General features: G+C 68.7%; 18 protein-coding genes. 7 read left to right on the top strand and 11 right to left on the bottom strand.

The features are described 5' to 3' along the window. Window position 1 precedes the first annotated feature (1 nt). From IU452_RS01945 to IU452_RS01960, 4 genes are read right to left on the bottom strand one after another with little or no spacing between them, the layout of a single operon-like run. Window positions 2-499: a hypothetical protein gene (locus IU452_RS01945; protein ID WP_195107109.1), complete on the bottom strand. Its 498-nt coding sequence runs from the start codon at window positions 497-499 to the stop codon at window positions 2-4. Window positions 500-549: 50 nt separating this feature from the next. Then, complete coding sequence (locus IU452_RS01950; RefSeq protein WP_195107110.1) at window positions 550-2,559, bottom strand: bifunctional phosphatase PAP2/O-acyltransferase family protein; 2,010 nt, start codon at window positions 2,557-2,559, stop codon at window positions 550-552. Window positions 2,560-2,591: 32 nt separating this feature from the next. Continuing rightward, window positions 2,592-3,506, bottom strand: coding sequence for a DMT family transporter (locus tag IU452_RS01955; protein ID WP_195107111.1), 915 nt, complete (start codon window positions 3,504-3,506; stop codon window positions 2,592-2,594). A gap of 58 nt (window positions 3,507-3,564) precedes the next feature. Next, window positions 3,565-4,530, bottom strand: a complete 966-nt coding sequence (locus IU452_RS01960; RefSeq protein WP_195107112.1) for a glycine betaine ABC transporter substrate-binding protein — start codon at window positions 4,528-4,530, stop codon at window positions 3,565-3,567. A 243-nt stretch (window positions 4,531-4,773) separates the two neighbouring features. On the opposite strand from IU452_RS01960, the gene IU452_RS01965 reads away from it, so the two are divergent. The 6 genes from IU452_RS01965 to IU452_RS01990 all read left to right on the top strand — a co-directional run bounded on the left by IU452_RS01965 (window position 4,774) and on the right by IU452_RS01990 (window position 9,288). After that, complete coding sequence (locus IU452_RS01965) at window positions 4,774-5,670, top strand: ABC transporter substrate-binding protein (RefSeq protein WP_195107473.1); 897 nt, start codon at window positions 4,774-4,776, stop codon at window positions 5,668-5,670. 12 nt (window positions 5,671-5,682) lie between these two features. Then, window positions 5,683-6,897, top strand: coding sequence for an ABC transporter ATP-binding protein (locus IU452_RS01970; protein WP_195107113.1), 1,215 nt, complete (start codon window positions 5,683-5,685; stop codon window positions 6,895-6,897). Beyond that, window positions 6,894-7,589, top strand: a complete 696-nt coding sequence (locus tag IU452_RS01975; protein ID WP_195107114.1) for an ABC transporter permease — start codon at window positions 6,894-6,896, stop codon at window positions 7,587-7,589. The genes IU452_RS01970 and IU452_RS01975 overlap by 4 nt, the downstream gene beginning before the upstream one ends. Beyond that, complete coding sequence (locus tag IU452_RS01980) at window positions 7,586-8,299, top strand: ABC transporter permease (protein ID WP_195107115.1); 714 nt, start codon at window positions 7,586-7,588, stop codon at window positions 8,297-8,299. Before IU452_RS01975 ends, IU452_RS01980 begins: the two co-directional genes overlap by 4 nt. A gap of 68 nt (window positions 8,300-8,367) precedes the next feature. Further along, window positions 8,368-8,790, top strand: coding sequence for a CBS domain-containing protein (locus IU452_RS01985; RefSeq protein WP_195107474.1), 423 nt, complete (start codon window positions 8,368-8,370; stop codon window positions 8,788-8,790). A 165-nt stretch (window positions 8,791-8,955) separates the two neighbouring features. Next, window positions 8,956-9,288 (top strand): heme-binding protein, encoded by a 333-nt coding sequence (locus IU452_RS01990; RefSeq protein ID WP_195107116.1) that lies wholly within the window; start codon window positions 8,956-8,958, stop codon window positions 9,286-9,288. Window positions 9,289-9,351: 63 nt separating this feature from the next. Here IU452_RS01990 and IU452_RS01995 read toward each other — a convergent pair whose 3' ends face one another. The 4 genes from IU452_RS01995 to IU452_RS02010 form a co-directional block, all read right to left on the bottom strand. Then, complete coding sequence (locus tag IU452_RS01995) at window positions 9,352-10,563, bottom strand: NAD(P)-dependent malic enzyme (protein ID WP_416382260.1); 1,212 nt, start codon at window positions 10,561-10,563, stop codon at window positions 9,352-9,354. 668 nt (window positions 10,564-11,231) lie between these two features. After that, window positions 11,232-12,821 (bottom strand): FAD-binding protein, encoded by a 1,590-nt coding sequence (locus tag IU452_RS02000; RefSeq protein WP_324192391.1) that lies wholly within the window; start codon window positions 12,819-12,821, stop codon window positions 11,232-11,234. A gap of 51 nt (window positions 12,822-12,872) precedes the next feature. Beyond that, window positions 12,873-13,139: a hypothetical protein gene (locus IU452_RS02005; RefSeq protein WP_195107118.1), complete on the bottom strand. Its 267-nt coding sequence runs from the start codon at window positions 13,137-13,139 to the stop codon at window positions 12,873-12,875. A gap of 10 nt (window positions 13,140-13,149) precedes the next feature. Beyond that, window positions 13,150-14,004: a PHP domain-containing protein gene (locus tag IU452_RS02010; RefSeq protein ID WP_195107119.1), complete on the bottom strand. Its 855-nt coding sequence runs from the start codon at window positions 14,002-14,004 to the stop codon at window positions 13,150-13,152. A gap of 51 nt (window positions 14,005-14,055) precedes the next feature. On the opposite strand from IU452_RS02010, the gene corA reads away from it, so the two are divergent. Then, entirely contained in the window at window positions 14,056-15,132 is a 1,077-nt protein-coding gene (corA, locus tag IU452_RS02015) for a magnesium/cobalt transporter CorA (protein WP_324192392.1), read from the top strand. Window positions 15,133-15,134: 2 nt separating this feature from the next. Here corA and IU452_RS02020 read toward each other — a convergent pair whose 3' ends face one another. Genes IU452_RS02020 through IU452_RS02030 form a run of 3 tightly spaced genes read right to left on the bottom strand, consistent with a single transcriptional unit; the run spans window position 15,135 to window position 17,174 of the window. Beyond that, a complete protein-coding gene (locus IU452_RS02020; RefSeq protein ID WP_195107121.1) occupies window positions 15,135-15,710 on the bottom strand; it encodes a suppressor of fused domain protein in 576 nt (191 codons plus the stop codon). 3 nt (window positions 15,711-15,713) lie between these two features. Further along, a complete protein-coding gene (locus IU452_RS02025) occupies window positions 15,714-16,205 on the bottom strand; it encodes a general stress protein (protein WP_195107122.1) in 492 nt (163 codons plus the stop codon). 12 nt (window positions 16,206-16,217) lie between these two features. Further along, window positions 16,218-17,174, bottom strand: coding sequence for an HpcH/HpaI aldolase/citrate lyase family protein (locus IU452_RS02030; RefSeq protein WP_195107123.1), 957 nt, complete (start codon window positions 17,172-17,174; stop codon window positions 16,218-16,220). Between the last annotated feature and the right edge of the window lie 23 nt (window positions 17,175-17,197).

The following is a 17,197-nucleotide window of genomic DNA, read 5'->3' on the forward strand; positions in this document are numbered from 1 at the left end:
CTCAGCTGGTGGGTATCGGGGTGGCCGTCCCGCACACCGGAGGCGGGTTGCCCTGCAGGGTGAGCAGAGCGCAGAAGGTGGCGGCGCTGACCTTCCAGGTGCTGCCGGGGCGGATCGCCGAACCCTGCTGATTCTCCAGTGCCGGCTTGCCGTTGAACAGGATGGTGAAGGTGACGTCGGCGTGGTCGGTGCCGGTGCTGGCCACGTTGGTGACCTCGGCCGTGGTGCTCTTGGCGATCGGGGAGTCGGCCTGGGCCTTGATGGTGTCGGCGAATGCCTGGCCGTTCTCCACCAGTGCGATCTTGTCGTCGGCCGAGGTGGAGCCGTCGAAGAACCGCTCGTAGGTCTGGGTCACCGCCTCGGTCACGGTGAGAGTGCCGGTGGGCGGCGGCGAGTCGGGTTTGTCGTCGGAACGGCCGCAGGCGGCGGTGATGACCAGTAGTAGGGCCGTGAGGGCGCAGGCGGTGATCGTGCTGGCCGTGATGAGTCGACTGAACATGCCTCGGCCCCTCGGGTGGCTCGTGCTACGGCGTGATCAACTCGCTCAGACTACTCGCCGGAACCGACCGGCGGGCCCGGATCGGCGGCGAAGATCGCGGTGTGCAATTCGGTCAGGACCTGCGGCAACTGCTTGGCGAATGCGGTGGGGTCGAGGACGGCCGGATCGATCGACAACCCGACGCCGAGCACCCCGTGCCAGCTGAGCACCCCGGCCACCAGCGGGACGCCCGGTGCCGACGGCAGGATCGGAAATACCTGGGCGATGGGCACGTTCGCGAAGGTCATCGGCGCATCCGGACCGGCCATATTCGAGACGATCGCGTGGAAGAAACGACCGCCGTACACGGCGCGGGCGAACCAGCCGACGGCCGGTTCGGGCAGCAGTCGCAGGCCGGTGGCCATGACGAAATGCGATGCCAGCGCGCGAGTTCCGGAATGCAGCCGCGCGCTGCGGGCGCGGATATCGGCGAGTCGCGCCGCGGCGTCGTCGCCGGTGAGGGGCACGTCGATCATCACCGCCGCCGTGAGATTGCCCTCGGCGTTCGACGATGGGTCGCGCACCATGAGCGGCACCGCCACCCGCAGCGACCCGCGCAGCTGCTCGGCCAGATCCGGCCGGAGCCGGCGCACCGCGGTCGCCATCACGGCCAGCAGCACGTCGGTGACCCGGGTCTGATGCGAATGGGCCACGGCGCGAACGACTTCCAGATCGAGCGGGGCGACGACGAAGGTCCGTAGCGGTGAGCCGTCCGGCAGGCGCCCGGCCGGGCGCGGATCGGCGGCCAACTGCGCCAGACCGACCGCCCGGGCGAGAATCCGTGTGCCCCGGGAGGGTTCGGGGCGGTCGTTGATGGTCAGATCGATCACCGGCCGCAGCAGATGCAGGGCCTGAAGGACGGTGCCGATGCCGTCGGCGACGGTGTGATGCACCAGCAGCACGACGCCCACGGCCCCGGCGAGCGGGTCCCGGACCAGCACCACCCGCCACAGCGGCCGATCCCGGGGCAGGGGCTCGGCGACCAGCTCCGCCACGACGGAGGCGACCTCCGGTGTCCACGGTGCGGCGGTGGCGTCGGCGAGGCCACCCGTTGCGGCACTGCCGGTTTCGATCGTGCGGTCGGTGACGTGCCAGGTCCAGTCGATGTCGGCGTCCACCCAGCGGGCGCGGCGCCAACGGCCCGGACGTATCAGGCGCTGATGGAAGCGGGGCAGGTGCGCCAGTTCGGCGCGCACCAGAGCGCGAACCTGGTCGACGGTCGGGCCACCGTCCGCACCGGGCCGCAGCACCACCATGCCGCCGACCTGTTGCGGTATGCCCGCGTCCTCGACGTGCAGGAAGAACGCGTCGGCCGGTGGCACCGCCGGCGGGCGCGCATACCAGTGGTCGACCAGCAGCACGCTCACCACGACGAACGGCACCGCGATCACCGCATCGAGCACGAAATGGTTTGCGGTGGCGACGATCACGTAGGCGGTCACCAGCACGTGGACGGCGCTGATCAGCTGGACCGCGACGCCGCTGGCGATCCGGGCGAGCACGACGCTCACCCACAGCGCCCAGCCCACGTGCAGCGACGGGACGGCCGCGACCTGGTTGGCACCCGATACCAGCGACGAACCCCACGATCCCCAGGTTCGGCCGGTGACCACGGTGTCGATGAAGCCGAGATCGGCCAGCAGGCGCGGCGGCGTCAGCGGATAGACCGCGAAGCAGGCGATGGCGAGCACGTTCAGCAGCAGGAACTGGTCGCGGGCGCGCGGATACACCTCGGGTCGGCGGAAATACAGCCAGAACAGCAGCGCGAATGCGCTGATCACATAGGTGAACGCGTATTCGTAGTTGGCCAGGGTCGCCAGGGCCTGATGGTCGGCGAGCCACCGGTTCAGCGCGTGTTCGATATCCAGATGCAGCCAGCGCTCGAGGTCGAACAGGGCGCGCGCGTTACCGTCGGCCATGGCTCGCCGCTGCGGGCTGTAGAGCGCATCGACGCCGAGATACAGCCCGAACACGGCCAGGCCGACAGCGATATCGCGCCACAGCACCGGACGATTGCCCACGTCACCGTCATAACACACTGCGGCGCAGCCTTTTACGATGTCGATGCGGGCGATTCATCGGCAAACCTGGTTCCCGCATAGAACGCCTGCGCCAGCGGTGAATGCGCCAGGCCGCCGATACCGCAGGCCACCAGGGCACCCGCGATCGCGATCCCGGCCAGCGCGCCCGGATCGGTGGGCACCCCCACCTGGAACGCCAGAATGCCGACGAGATAGCTGGTCACCGGGTTGGTGACGCTCATGGCCGCGATCGCCCACGGCAGCGGACCGCCCGCGAAGGCCGCCTGCTCCAGCACCAGCCCGGACAGCGTGGACAATGCCAGCAAATATCCGGGCCAGTCGACCGCGGTCGCCGCCACTCCGCGCCCCAGCAGATCCTCGGCCGTGAGCTTCATGAACACCGCGCTCATGGCGAAGCAGACGCCCGCGGCCACGGCCACGACGTGTGCGGCGACGCGGATGCTGCACCGGGTACTCGCCAGAGTGAGCAGCACGACCAGCCCGGCCGCCGACGCCGTGGCCAGCAGCACCCGCCCGCGCTCCGGGTCACCCGACAGCGGCGCGGCACCCTCGACACTGAACAGCACGGCCAAACCCCCGCAGACCAGCAGGGCATAGCCCAGATCCCGCGGATGCGGCCGCCGGTGCCGTCCCGCGGCCTCGAGCGGCACCGCGAACAACAGCTGGGTGGACATCAGCGGCTGCACCGACGCCACGGATCCGATGTGCAAGGCCGCGGCCTGCGTGAAGAACCCGGCCAGATTGGTCAACCACCCCCGCAACCAGGTACGGCTGCGCACCAGCCGCCGCATCAGCACCGACAGTCCGCCCACCCGCGCCGCGTGCGGCTCCTCCACGACTACCTTGCGCGCCGCCTGCTGCTGCAGAAACCCCGCCGCCGCGAACAGAAACGCAGCCAAAACCCCCAGCGCGACAACAATAACCATGTCGACCCCCGCTCTGGTGATCTCTCACCGACTTTACGCCCACCCCGGCGGGGCGGGATCAGAGGGAGTGGTTGTCGAGCCAGGTGCGGGCCAGGTCGGGGGCGGGGGTGTGGTTGTCGCGGACGTCGCGGACCATGTCCGTGAAGTCGGCCGTGGTGAGTTCGCCCGCGACGTAGTTGAGTTTCTTGATCTGGGTGTCGGTGAGGGTGCCCTTGCGGAAGAGGGGGACGATGCTGTGGGCGCGGAAGGCATAGGCGGAGTCGGCGACGGTGGCCAGGTCGCCGTCGCCGCCTGGCAGCAGGGCCGCGGGGGCGGTGAAGACGCCCGCCTGTACCTGGCCGTCCTGCAATGCTTTTCGCAGATCCGCATCGCCGGGGTACACGGTGTAGCGGGTGATGTCGCAGCCGTAGACGGTGCGCAGCGGGTCGAGCACGTCGCGCTGCGGGTCGGGGGAACGGCGCAGCGGGTCCAGTTCGCTGCCGGTGGCGATGCCGACGGTGAGCTCGCCGCACCGCGGGGCCAAGTCGCGCAGTGCGGCCACCTGATGGGCTTCGTGGGCGAGCACGAACGACGGGCGAAGATCGGTGCTGTCGGCGAGATCCGAGATCGCCAGGCCCTCGGGCAGGGCACTGCTCAGCGCTGCCGCCACCGTCGGCGGCTCGTCGGACTTGTCGGCGGCGAGGGCGTCGGCCGCCGGCTTGTCGGGAATGCGGGCGGGCGAGCCGGAATCCAGGGCGGTGAGCAGATCACCGCTGTCGTCGCCGATCACCGTCACGGTATCGGCATCGAGGGCCGCCAGCAGATCGCCGCGCTGGCCCAAACCGGTCTTGACGGCCGTATGCACACCGGTGCGAGCCAGCGCACCCGCATAGATCTGCGCAATCAATTCCGATTGAACGGAATTTCCCGCCCCGACCACAATCGACGGCGACGAATCCCGGTCCGAACAGGAAACGACCAGGGTGGCGGCCACCACGGCGACCACCGCGCGGACCGCGATCCGCACCGGCGCGGACAACTCCATTCGGCGACACCTACTCCCGATAGTTAGTAAGAACGACACCCGGCTGCCAATATGGACAGCCAGGAAGGTGGCCGCCCCGGGGACGAATCGTAATCGGAGCACCCAGACCCACCTCGCAGTGCCGGGTCACTCGGAAGGACAGCAGTGAAATCCACCACCACCACTTCTGCGCGGCGGCGCGGGCTTCGCCCCGCGCTCACCGCCGCCCGCTTGCTCGCCACCGCCGTCGCCCTGGCTGCCGCGATGGCGCTGTCGGCGTGTGGCGGCAACTCCGATCCGCTGGCCGGCGGCTCCGGTGGTTGCGAGGGCGACGCCAACAAATTCACCGTCGGCTCGGCGAACTTCCCGGAATCGGAGACCGTCGCCAATGTGTACGCGGAAGCCTTGCGCGCCAACGGTTTCACGGTGGACACCAAACTCAATATCGGTAGCCGCGAGGCCTATATTCCCGCGCTGCGCCAGTGTTCGATCAGCGTGATCCCCGACTACACCGGCAATCTGCTGCGATATCTGGACGAGTCCTCGACCGAAACCGTTGCCGCCGATGTGAATGCGGCACTGACCCAGAAGCTCGGTGCCGATCTGGCCCTCGGTACCCCCGCACCCGGCGAGGACTCCGACGCCGTCGTCGTCACCCGCGCCACCGCCGACAAATGGAATCTGCACACCATCGCAGATCTGGCCGCGCACTCGTCGGAGATAAGTTTCGGCGGGCCTCCGGAATTCGCCGAACGAACTGTCGGCCTGCCGGGGTTGAAGAAGAACTACGGCCTGGATATCCCCGCCGACAAGTTCGTGCCGATCTCCGACGGCGGCGGTCCGGCGACGGTGCGCGCGTTGACCTCCGGCCAGGTGACCGCGGCCAATATCTTCACCACCTCACCGGCCATCAAGGAGAACAATTTGGTGATCCTCGCCGATCCCGCGCACACCTTCCCGGCCCAGAACGTGGTTCCGGTGTTCAACGCGAAGAAGAAGTCCGACAAGGCGCTGAAGGTGCTCGACGCGGTCTCCGCGAAATTGACCACGGACGAACTCGTCTCGCTCAACGAGGCGGTTTCCGGCTCGACGAAGACCGAGCCCGCAGCCGCCGCCAAGGCGTGGGTGGCCGCGCAGGGGCTGGACAAGCCGGTCGGATAGAGGGGCCCAGCCATGGCCGATATCGAGTTCAGCGGCGTTACCAAGACCTATCCGGACGGCACCACCGCCGTCACCGATCTGAATCTGCACATCGAATCCGGTTCCTTCACGGTGTTCGTCGGCCCGTCCGGTTGCGGTAAGACGACGTCGATGCGGATGATCAACCGGATGATCGTCCCCAGTACGGGCACGATCACCGTTGCCGGGAAAGATATTTCGCGCGTCGACCCGGTGCAGCTGCGGCTGGGCATCGGCTATGTCATCCAGAGCGGCGGGCTGCTCCCGCATCGGACGGTGCTCGACAATGTCGCCACGGTCCCGGTGCTACAGGGGCAGTCCCGTCGCGCCGCTCGTCGGGCCGCGCTCGAGGTGCTGGACCGGGTGGGGCTGGATCGTGGTCTGGCCAAACGCTATCCGGCGCAGCTGTCGGGTGGACAGCAGCAGCGCGTCGGCGTCGCGCGCGCTCTCGCCGCCGACCCGCCCGTCCTGTTGATGGACGAACCGTTCAGTGCGGTCGATCCGGTGGTGCGCGAGGAACTGCAGGCCGAAATGCAGCGCCTGCAGGCCGAATTGCGGAAGACGATCGTCTTCGTGACCCACGATATCGACGAGGCGATCAAACTCGGCGACCGCATCGCGGTCTTCGGCCGCGGCGGCGTCCTGCAGCAGTACGACCGGCCCGAGTATGTATTGGCCCAGCCCGCAACGGATTTCGTCGCGGATTTCGTCGGCCGGGACCGCGGCTATCGAGGGCTGTCGTTCCGCAGCGCGCAGGAGGTGACCCTGCACGAGATCCGCACCGCGACACCGGAGCGGGTGCGCGAGCTCCGCCTGGAACCCGGTGAGTGGGTGCTGGTGGTCGACGCATCCCGCCGTCCGCTGGGCTGGGTCGACGTGACCGGCGTCGAGGGGGTACGGGCCGGACACGAACTGGCCGACTGCATGTCGGCGGGCGGATCCCTGTTCCCGCCCGGCGGCGACCTGCGCCAGGCCCTCGATGCGGCCATCTCCTCCCCCTCGGCCATCGGGGTGGCCGTCGACGATGCGGGCGCGGCGGTCGGATCGCTGTACGCCACCGAGGTGATCGAACAGCTGGCGCGCCAGCGCATTCGCGAGGACACCGAGCGCAATCGCCACTTCTTCGAGCAGGAGGCCCTTGCGCCGGCCGCTGGGGCGGCCGGCGCAAGGGATGTGAGAACCCCGGGGGTGAGGGAAGACACGCCGTGAAGTATCTGGTCGACAACTTCTGGGAGATCGCCGGATTCGCTCGTACTCACTTGTATCTCGCGTTGGTGCCGTTGGTGATCGGGCTGGTGATCGCTATTCCGGTTGGGGCGCTCGCGCGGCGGGTGCGGTGGGTGCGGCGCACCACGATCACGGTGGCCAGTGTCGCCTACACGATTCCCTCACTGGCGTTGTTCGTGATCATTCCGCCGCTGGCCGGGATCGCGACCATCGACCCGCTCAATGTCGTCATCGCGCTGAGCATCTACTCGGTGGCGCTGCTGGTGATCGCGGTACCGGCGGCGCTGGATGCGGTGCCGGCGGCGGTGCTCGACGCCGCCGACGCCATCGGATATACCCGGCTGCGGCGCATCCTGACCGTCGAATTCCCGTTGGCGCTACCGGTTTTCGTCGCCAATCTCCGAGTGGTGGCCGTGACCAATATTTCGGCGGTGACGGTGGGCGCGCTCATCGGCGTGGGCGGGCTGGGCAAGCTGTTCACGCAGGGCTATCAACGCGATTATCCGGACGAGATCGTGGCCGGCATCATCGTCGTGCTGGCGCTCGCGCTGGTCGTGGATCGCGTGCTGTTCCTACTCGGCCGCTGGGCCACCCCGTGGCTGCACACCGATCGGCCCACGCTCGCCCGCCGGATGCGGTTGGCGGTCGACCCGGCGAAAGGTGTTGGCGCATGAATCTTTTCCTCGATGCGTGGCACTATCTGACCACCTCGGCCAATTGGGGCGGGCGCGCCGGGATCGAACAGCGCCTGCTCGAACACCTGTGGTACAGCTTTCTGGCCGTCGCGCTGTCGGCGGCGATCGCGGTGCCGATCGGGCTGCTCATCGGCCACACTCGCCGCGGCGGCGGCCTGATCGTCGGCTTCGCCAACGCGATGCGTGCGCTGCCCACCCTCGGCCTGCTGACCTTCGTGGTGCTGCTGCTGGGCCTGGGCCTGATTCCCCCGCTGCTCGCGCTGATCACCGTGGGGGTGCCACCCCTGCTGGCGGGAGCCTACGCGGGCATCGCCAATGTGGACCGCGACGTGGTCGACGCCTCCCGGGCGATGGGGATGACCGAACGCCAGGTGCTGCTGCGGGTCGAGGTCCCCAACGCCCTGCCGGTGCTGCTCACCGGCCTGCGCTCGGCCACCCTGCAGGTCGTCGCCACCGCCACGATTGCCGCCTACGTCAATCTCGGCGGCCTGGGCCGCTACATCTTCGACGGCATCAGCCTCTACAAATACGACCGCGTCCTGGTCGGCGCCATCCTGGTCGCGGTCCTGGCCCTGGCCCTGGACGCCCTGCTCGCCTTCGCCGTCTGGGCCAGCGTCCCCGGCACCGGCCGCCTCCGCCGCCCGGGTGCCCACCGACCAGTCGGCCGATTGACCTGTCTTGTGATCTAGATCACGATATGAGGTGGCCCAGGAGTGCAAGCTCCTTCCGTTCGAGACAGGAGGTTTGCGTGAAAGCCATGAAAGCCCGCGACATCATGCACCGGGACGCCACCTGTGTCCCCGCCGACGAGACGCTGGACCGTGCCGCGCAGATGATGCGCAATCTGGACGTCGGCGCGCTGCCCATCTGCAATAGCGATCGCCTCATCGGCATGCTCACCGATCGGGACATCGTGGTCCGCTGCATTGCCGAGGGCCACGACCCCAGCCGCGTCCGCGCCGGCGATCTGGCCCAGGGCACGCCCCGCTGGGTCGACGCCGACACCGAGGTCAGCGAGGTGTTGGACATGATGGAGGCTCATCAGATCAAGCGCGTCCCGGTCATCGACACGAAGAACGGCAAACGCCTGGTCGGCATGATCTGCGAATCCGATCTGGCCCGCAATATCAGCGACAAGGAGTTGGCGCGGCTCATCTCGTCGGTCGCCGTCCCGCACTGACCGTACGTCACCTTCCACAATTCGGGGCCTGCTCGATAGCCGGGCAGGCTCCGGCATGTGGACATCGGTGGAAGTCTCGAGCGGTTGGCAGCGGACCCCCAGGCAATCCCCAGCCACCGCCGGAGAATCAGGGAGGTGCAGCCGATCCGTCGCAAGGAGACAAGTATGAAGCGCACCGCCGCCGCCCTGCTCGCCGCTTCCGCGGGCATTGCCGCCCTGGCCATCGCCGTCCCCGGCATCGCCTCCGCCGACACCCCGCAGTGCAGTCCCGAGGCCCGCGCGCAGGTCCGGGCGCAGGTGGCGCCGCAGGTCGCCTCCTTCCTGGCCGCGCATCCCGATCTGGCCGCCGAACTGGCGAAGGTGAAGGGCCTGCCCAAGGGTGAACGCAGGGCCGAATGGCAGTCCTACCGTCGGTCTCACGAACAGGAGATCAAGGATTTCCGGGCCCTGCGCCAACCGGTGATCGACTATCGCAAGGCCTGCCACAAGCCGCGGTGAGAACAAAAGGGGCGCTTCGTTCGCCGTTGAACGAAGCGCCCGCCAGGTAGCCGAAAAGGGTCGTTACGCAACGCCTTCGGCGCGCGCGGCGGCGGCCACGGCCTCGGCGACCGCGGGAGCGACACGCGGGTCCAGCGGGCTCGGCACGATCTTCTCCGGTCCCAGCTCGTCACCGACCACGCTCAGGATGGCGTCGGCGGCGGCGATCTTCATGCCCTCGGTGATCCGGCGCGCGCCCGCATCGAGGGCCCCCTTGAACACGCCGGGGAAGGCCAGCACATTGTTGATCTGATTGGGGAAGTCGCTGCGGCCGGTGGCGACGATCGCGGCGTACTTGTGGGCCACCTCGGGGTGGATCTCCGGGTCCGGGTTGGACATGGCGAACACGATCGACTCCGGCGCCATCGAGGCGATCAGCTCCTCGGCGATGGTGCCCGCCGACAGGCCCAGGAACACATCGGCTCCGGCCATCGCCTCGGTCGCGCCGCCGGTGAGGCCACGCGGGTTGGTGCGCTGCGCCAGCTCGGCCTTCACCGCATTGAGATCGGTGCGGTCGCGGCCGACGATGCCCTTCGAATCGAGCACGACGATGTCGGACACGCCCGCGGCCAGCAGGATGTTGGTGCACGCGACACCGGCCGCACCGGCGCCGGACACCACGACCTTCAGGCCCTCGACGCCGCGGCCCTGCACCTTGGCGGCGCCGTTGAGCGCGGCCAGCACCACGATCGCGGTGCCGTGCTGATCGTCGTGCATGACCGGGCAGTCCAGCGCCTCGATGACCCGCTTCTCGATCTCGAAGCAGCGCGGGGCGGAGATGTCCTCCAGGTTCACCGCGCCGAAGCTCGGGCGCAGCCGGATCAGTGTCTCCACGATCTCGTCGACATCCTTGGTGTCCAACACGATCGGGATGGAGTCCAGGCCCGCGAACTTCTTGAACAGCGCGGCCTTGCCCTCCATCACCGGCAGCGACGCCCGCGGGCCGATATCGCCCAGGCCGAGCACCGCGGTGCCGTCGCTGACCACCACGACCAGTCGGTCGGTCCAGGTGTAGCGCTTGCACAGGGCCTCGTCCTTGTGGATGGCCCGGCTCACCTGCGCGACGCCCGGGGTGTAGGCGATGGACAGATCGCGCTGGGTCTCCAGCGGAGCGGTCAGTTCCACCGAGAGCTTGCCCCCGAGATGGCCCGCGAAAATTTCTTCGTGTGTGATGGCGGAAAGGCTCGCCGAATCGGATTCACGGCTCGCTGTGGCGGCGTTCGGTGCATCAGTCACGGGTGACACGATTTCACTCCTGCTCGGTGTCGACTGAACCGTCTCGCGGTTACCGTCGGGTATTCGGATTAGGGGTATTTCTGGTTACTCAGTGCTCTCGGCGGAGGGTGCTGATCACGCAAGGGTCAGTCGCGCAATACCGTTCGATAGTGACATCGCGGCAAGCCGCATCGGGTATTACGGCGTATCGCTGAACAGATCCGTCGAGCGAGAACCGGACCGGGTGGGTCCGGGCAATGCTGTGGGGTGGGCCGCGGCCCCGGAGCCGTGCGTCACGGGGCGCAGTTCACCAACCTCCCCCGACCGGGCGGTGGCGTCGGCCAGGGATCGGAACATTCTGCCAGCAGCGACGACAGGTTGCCAAATCCCCAGTCGGGACGGCCTGTCGCGGCTCGCCCACCGGCCGGGTCGGCGCGGGCGCGGGTCCAGGGTGCCAATTCCCGAGCGTAGGCCCCGCGAATTACCCGGGGGTAGGCGGAAACTCGCCGTTGAGCGGCCCGCAACGGTGAACTGTCGCACCGGTTTCGGGTGGTGGTGTGAGATCCCGGCCAAAAGCGGGCCGGGATGGGGAAAAGGTCGGCGGGCCGGGATGGGGAAAAGGTCGGCGGGCCGGGATGGGGAAGAAGTCGGCGGGCCGGGACGGGAAGGGGCGGCAGGCCGGAGGTGCGTCAGGCCGGGGTGAGATCGGCGTGGGGCGTTGTCGTGCCGGGGTCGTGTTGTTCCGGGCGTACCCAGACGGATTCGACGCCGCCTGCCAGGAGGCGGATCTGCCAGTCGTTGCCTACTCCGGGGTGGTCGGTGCGGCGGTGCATGCCGCGGGTTTCGGTGCGGGCCAGGGCGCTGTATTTGGTCCAGCGGGCCACTGCCAGCAGGGCCGCCGCCTCCCGGGCACGTAGGCGCTCCGGCCCGTCGCCGCCGAGATCGCATTCGGTCACCGGCCACATGCCGTCGAGTTCGGCGATGCTGTCGCGCAGGCTGCCCGCGCTGCGCCAGTAGCTGCGCCGCAACGGCAGGGTGTGCTCCTGCACCAGACCGATCACCGCCCGCGGGTCGATACTCGCCGACGTGCTCAGCCCCGCCCCGGGCGTCCGGCGCGCCTTACCCAGGCGTCTGCGCCCGCGCGCGAACCGGGCCGCACCCGCACCCGCCCACACCCCCGACGAGATCGCCCAGGCCCCGCCCTGACCGCCGAATCCGCCCACCGCGCCGGTGATCGGCTCCCGGGTGGTCACGTCACCGGCGCCGAACAAACCGGGAACCGTTGTCGCACAATCGAACCCGACGATGCGTAGGCCGCCGGTGCCGCGCACGGTGCCCTCCAGCACCGCCCGCACCGGCACCCGGGCACCGGTGATCGACCAGCCACGGGCCAACTGCTCGCGCAGCGGCCCCGGAATCTCGTCGAGCGCCGCGTAGACCCGGCGGCCGTCGGCAATGGCCTCGAAGGCCGCCGCGCGAGAGCCGAACGGTTCGCCACCGATGGCCGCACCCGTCTCGTCGTACAGGGTGGCGAAGTGCAGGGCCAGATCGGGCGCGGACGCCGTGACCGGTGCGGGCATCCCGTCGGGGACCGCGGCCAGGCGCACCCCGCCGACGGGTGCCAGCGCATAAGCGCTCGAGAACTCCATCCCGGACAACTCGCCACCCACCTCGGCGGCCATCAGCAGTCCGTCACCGGTGTCGACGTCGGTGCCCACGCCGCCGGACAGGAACGCGCATCCGCCGGTGGCCAGCACCACCGCCCCCGCCCGCACGGTCCAGCCGCGGAAACCGTTACGCAATTGCACCCCGGACGCGCCGGTCACCACCCCCTCGGAGTCGACGAGCAGCTGCAGCGCCGGATGGTGATCGAGGATCCGCACCCCCGCCACGATCAGGCTGCGCCGCATGCGACCGAGATACTTCGCCCCGTCCAGACACACCCGGGCGGGCAGCCCCGCCCGTTCACCCGGAAACCGGTACCCCCAGCGGACCAGCTGATCGACCCGGCGGTGGGTCTCGTCGAGCACCCGGTGCATCCACTCCGGATCACCCAGGTAGCCACCGTGGGCGACGCTGCGCCGCACCGCCTCCTCGCGCGCCGGACCGGGCGGGATGTTCCACAGCGCGACAAGCCCTCTGGCGGTGGGACCGCTACTGCCACAGCGCCCTTTGTCGACCATGACCACGCGAGCCCCCGCATGAGCGGCGGCAAGAGCGGCCCACGCCCCCGCGGGCCCACCACCTACCACCAGCACATCGAACTCAACGGCCGTCACAAAGAAAAATATTCGGCCACAATTCATCCGACCGCAACTGTTACGCGAGACTCAATTCCACCATTGCGTAACCAAAAGGTAACCCGCCGCAACAAAAACGACCACCGACCCGGAAAAGGCCGCGAAACCTCGACGCCGATCGGTAAATATCTGTGCCGCGACGGCCGCCGCCGACAACCCGATATGCCATATCACCGTCGCCGCACCCGGACCCGGAAAACCCCGCCGCACGCCCAGGATCTCGGCGCCGATCACCACCAGCGTCAGCGCCACCATCCCGGCGGCGACCGTTCCGCTCATCGCCCGCAACACCCTCATGCCCCCTCACTCACGACACCATCACCGGCACCCCGCTCGCCTTGCCCGCCAACGTCTCGAACTGCTCGGGATCGGTGGTGAACTCGCCGAGCCGGATGGTCTTGTTGGACCCGTGGTAGTCCGAGGAGCCGGTGGTGAGCAGCCCGAGTTCGTCGGCCAGCTCGCGCAGCAGCACCCGATCGGCCGCGCTGTGGTCGGGATGATCGACCTCGAGCCCGGCCAGCCCGAGGGCGGCCAGGTCGCGGATCTCGTCGAGGGCGAGCAATCTGCCGCGGCTGCGGGCCCGCGCATGGGCCACCACGGTCACCCCGCCCGCGGCGGTGACCATTTCGACCGCGCGGCGCAGCGGCGTGTCGGCCTTCTCCACGTAGTAGCGTCCGCGCGGCGCCAGCAGTTCTTCGAAGGCCGCGCTCACCGTCGGCACCACCCCCGCCGCCACGAGGGCTCTGGCCAGATGCGGACGCCCGGCCGACGCGCCCGCCGAGGCGAGCACCGCTTCCGGGTCTACCGGCAAGCCGTCGGCGGCCATGCGCTCGGCCATCGCCCGCACCCGGGCGACACGCTCGGCGCGCAACCGCTCCCGCTCCTGGGCGAAGGACGCGTCGGCGGGATCGAATAGATAGGCCAGCAGATGCACCGACACCGGCCAGCCGTCCTCCCCCATGCCCATGCACGACATCTCCATACCGCGCACCAGCGCCATCCCGTGCGGCAGCGCGGCGGCGGCCTCGGCCCAGCCGGAGGTGGTGTCGTGGTCGGTGATCGCCACGACGTCGAGGCCCGCCTCGGCGGCCTTGCCGATCAACTCCGCGGGAGTGTCGGTGCCGTCGGATGCGGTGGAGTGGGTATGCAGGTCGATGCGCACCCGTCCATCTTGCCCAAGATCGAGACGAGGTCGACGGCTAGCATCCAACCCGTGCCTCAGATTCCGCCACTGCCGTCGTTCCGCGGACGCGGGAAGGCGGATCAGCCCCGGCCCCGGATACCGGTGCCCACCGCGCGCGCGATCATCGACTGCGCGGTGTATGTCGACGGGCATCGGCTGCCCGGCCGGTTCGCTCCGGCCGAGGCCCTGACCGAGGTCCGCGAGCGCGCGGCCGGTTTCGTCTGGGTGGGTCTGCACGCGCCGGACGAATTCCAGATGGACGAGGTGGCAAGGACTTTCGACCTACACCCCTTGGCGGCCGAGGATGCCGTACACGCGCATCAGCGGCCCAAATTGGAGCGCTACGACGACACTCTGTTTCTGGTGCTGCGCACCGTGAAATACGTCGAACACGATCTGCACTCCGTCAGCGAGATCGTCGAAACCGGCGAGATCATGGTGTTCATGGGCCGCGATTTCGTGGTCACCGTCCGCCATGGTGACCACACCGGACTCACCGGGGTGCGGCGGGAACTCGAGGCGAGTCCGGAACGGCTCGCCCTGGGCCCCGGAGCGGTGCTGCACGCGGTCGCCGATCATGTGGTCGACAGGTATGTGGAGGTGATGGCGGATATCGAGGAGGACGTCGAGGAAATGGAGGAGGAGGTCTTCACCCCGCGCAATCGCCTCGCCACCGAATCGATCTATCAACTCAAGAGAGAAGTGGTGGAACTGCGGCGCGCGGTGAATCCGCTGGCGCTGCCGCTGCAATTGCTGTCCCGTAGCACGGAATTGCCGGTGCCCAAGGAGATCCGGCGCTACCTGCGCGACGTGGCCGACCATCACACCGCCGTCGCCGAACGGATCACCGATTTCGACGAATCGCTGAGCGCGCTGATCAATGCGGCACTGACGAAGGTGACCGTGCAGCAGAACACCGATATGCGCAAGATCTCCGCATGGGCGGCGATGGCGGCGGTGCCGACCATGATCGCGGGCATCTACGGCATGAACTTCGACCACATGCCGGAACTGCATTGGACATACGGTTACGGCGGCATCTGGATCGTCATTCTGCTCGCGGTCGCCGGATTGTTCGTCACCTTCCGCCGCAACAATTGGCTGTAGGACTACAGGCTGGCGGCGCCTCGCGCGGGATCGCGCACGTCGATTCCCGCCTCGGCCCACGCCTCGCGCAGCGCCCCGGCGCCCCGCACGCGCACCCATGCGGCCTCGGTGGCGGTGATCGGCGCCACCGCCAGGAAGCGCACGGGCTCAGCGGGTTCCGGCAGGGGTACCTCGGGAATCTCGCTCGGGCCCAGCAGCGCGGCGGTGAACGAGGAGTTGCGCCACAACGGTTCTCCGAGATCCAGCAGCGCATCGGGCTGCAGCACAATGCCTTCCACCGCGGGCGAGGCGATCAGCACGCCGAGCCCGCGGACCAGCCCGGTCGTTTCGCTCACGCCGCCGCGCAGGGTCAGCACCAGTTCCGCGCGGGGACCGCGCACCGGATCGGCCAGGGCGGCAGTCGGATCGGTCATCGGGTGCCGCGCCCCGCCGAGCGTCACGTAATGCACGAATTCACCGACCGGGATGCGCAGGATCTCGATCGGCTCCAACCCCAGAAACGTCACCGACGCCGAATCGGCAGACGACACACCATAGTGTCCGAGCACGGCGGCCCGGACCTCGTCGAGCACCTGCATGCGTCAGATCGCCAGCCGGGCCAGCATGTCGCGGGCCTGCTCGGCCGTCTTCGGTTCGCACAGCACGTCGTAGCGCCCGGCCACCAACTGCATGGTCGAGGCGAAGTCGCGCTGCCCGCGGGTAGCGGCATACGGGATCGAGGTGGAGATGACACCGAAGATGATGCCGCCCACCAGACCCACCACCAGCGGGCCGATCGCGCCGCCGCTGGTGAACAGGCTCAGCAGCAGACCCAGGAACAGGCCCAGCCAGGCGCCCGAGACCATGCCTCCGCCGATCACCTTGCCCCACGTCAGGCGGTACAGCACCCGCTCGACCTGCATCAGGTCGACGCCGACAATGGTCACGTTCTGCACCGGAAACTGATTATCGGCCAGATAGTCGACCGCCCGCTGCGCCTCGGCATAGGTCGGATACGACCCGACCGGCCAGCCCGACGGTGGCGTCGGCAGGGCCGGCCGGTTGCGGTTCGAGTTCCCCAACGGATTGGTCATGGTTCCATCATGCTAGTTTTCGGCCATCGACGGGGGCGCGAAACGCGTGGTTCGCACCATTCCCGCGGCCCGGCCCTTATCGGCTATGACCCGCGCCATCTTCGCGCTCGCCTCGTCGATCATCTCCTCGCCCAGCATCACCGCGCCGCGGGCGCCGCCGTCGGCGGAGGTGTGATAGGCGTAGGCGTCCAGGATCTCCTCGGCCCGATCGTAATCGGCCTGGCGTGGGGAGAAAATCTCGTTGGCGGCCTCGATCTGGGTCGGATGCAGCACCCATTTTCCGTCGAAACCCAGTGCGGCCGTGCGGGATGCGGCGCGCCGGAAACCGTCCAGGTCGCGAATCTGCAGATAGGGCCCGTCGATCGCCTGTAACCCGTGCGCGCGGGCGGCGAGCAGGATGGTCATCAGAATGTGATGGTAGGCATCGCCGGTGTCGTAACCTTCCGGCTGTTCGCCCACCACCAGGGTGCGCATATTGATACTCGCCATGAAATCGGCCGGACCGAACACCAGGGTCTGCACGCGCGGGCTCGCGGTGGCGATCTCATCGATGGCGCGCAGCCCCTGCGCGTTCTCGATCTGCGGTTCGATACCGATGCGCCCGATCTCGAGCCCGGCGGACTTCTCCAATTGGGTCAGCAGCAGATCCAGCGCCCGCACCTGACCGGCGTCGGTCACCTTCGGCAGCAGAATCGCATCCAGCGTCGCGCCCGCGCCCTCGACCACCGCGATGACATCGGCGTAGGTCCACTCGGTGGTCCAGTCGTTGACGCGCACCACCCGGATCTGCTTACCCCAGCCGGAGGAATTCAGCGCCGCGATGATGTTGGCCCGGGCCGCGGCCTTGGCCGCCGGAGCCACCGCATCCTCGAGATCGAGGAAGATCTCGTCGGCGGGCAGTCCCATGGCCTTCTCGATCATCCGCGGATTGCTGCCGGGGACGGCGAGCACCGAACGGCGGGTTGACATGCGCGGCCTCCTCATTCGACCTC

This window comes from Nocardia transvalensis (genome assembly GCF_015477765.1).
Classification (GTDB): domain Bacteria; phylum Actinomycetota; class Actinomycetes; order Mycobacteriales; family Mycobacteriaceae; genus Nocardia; species Nocardia transvalensis_A.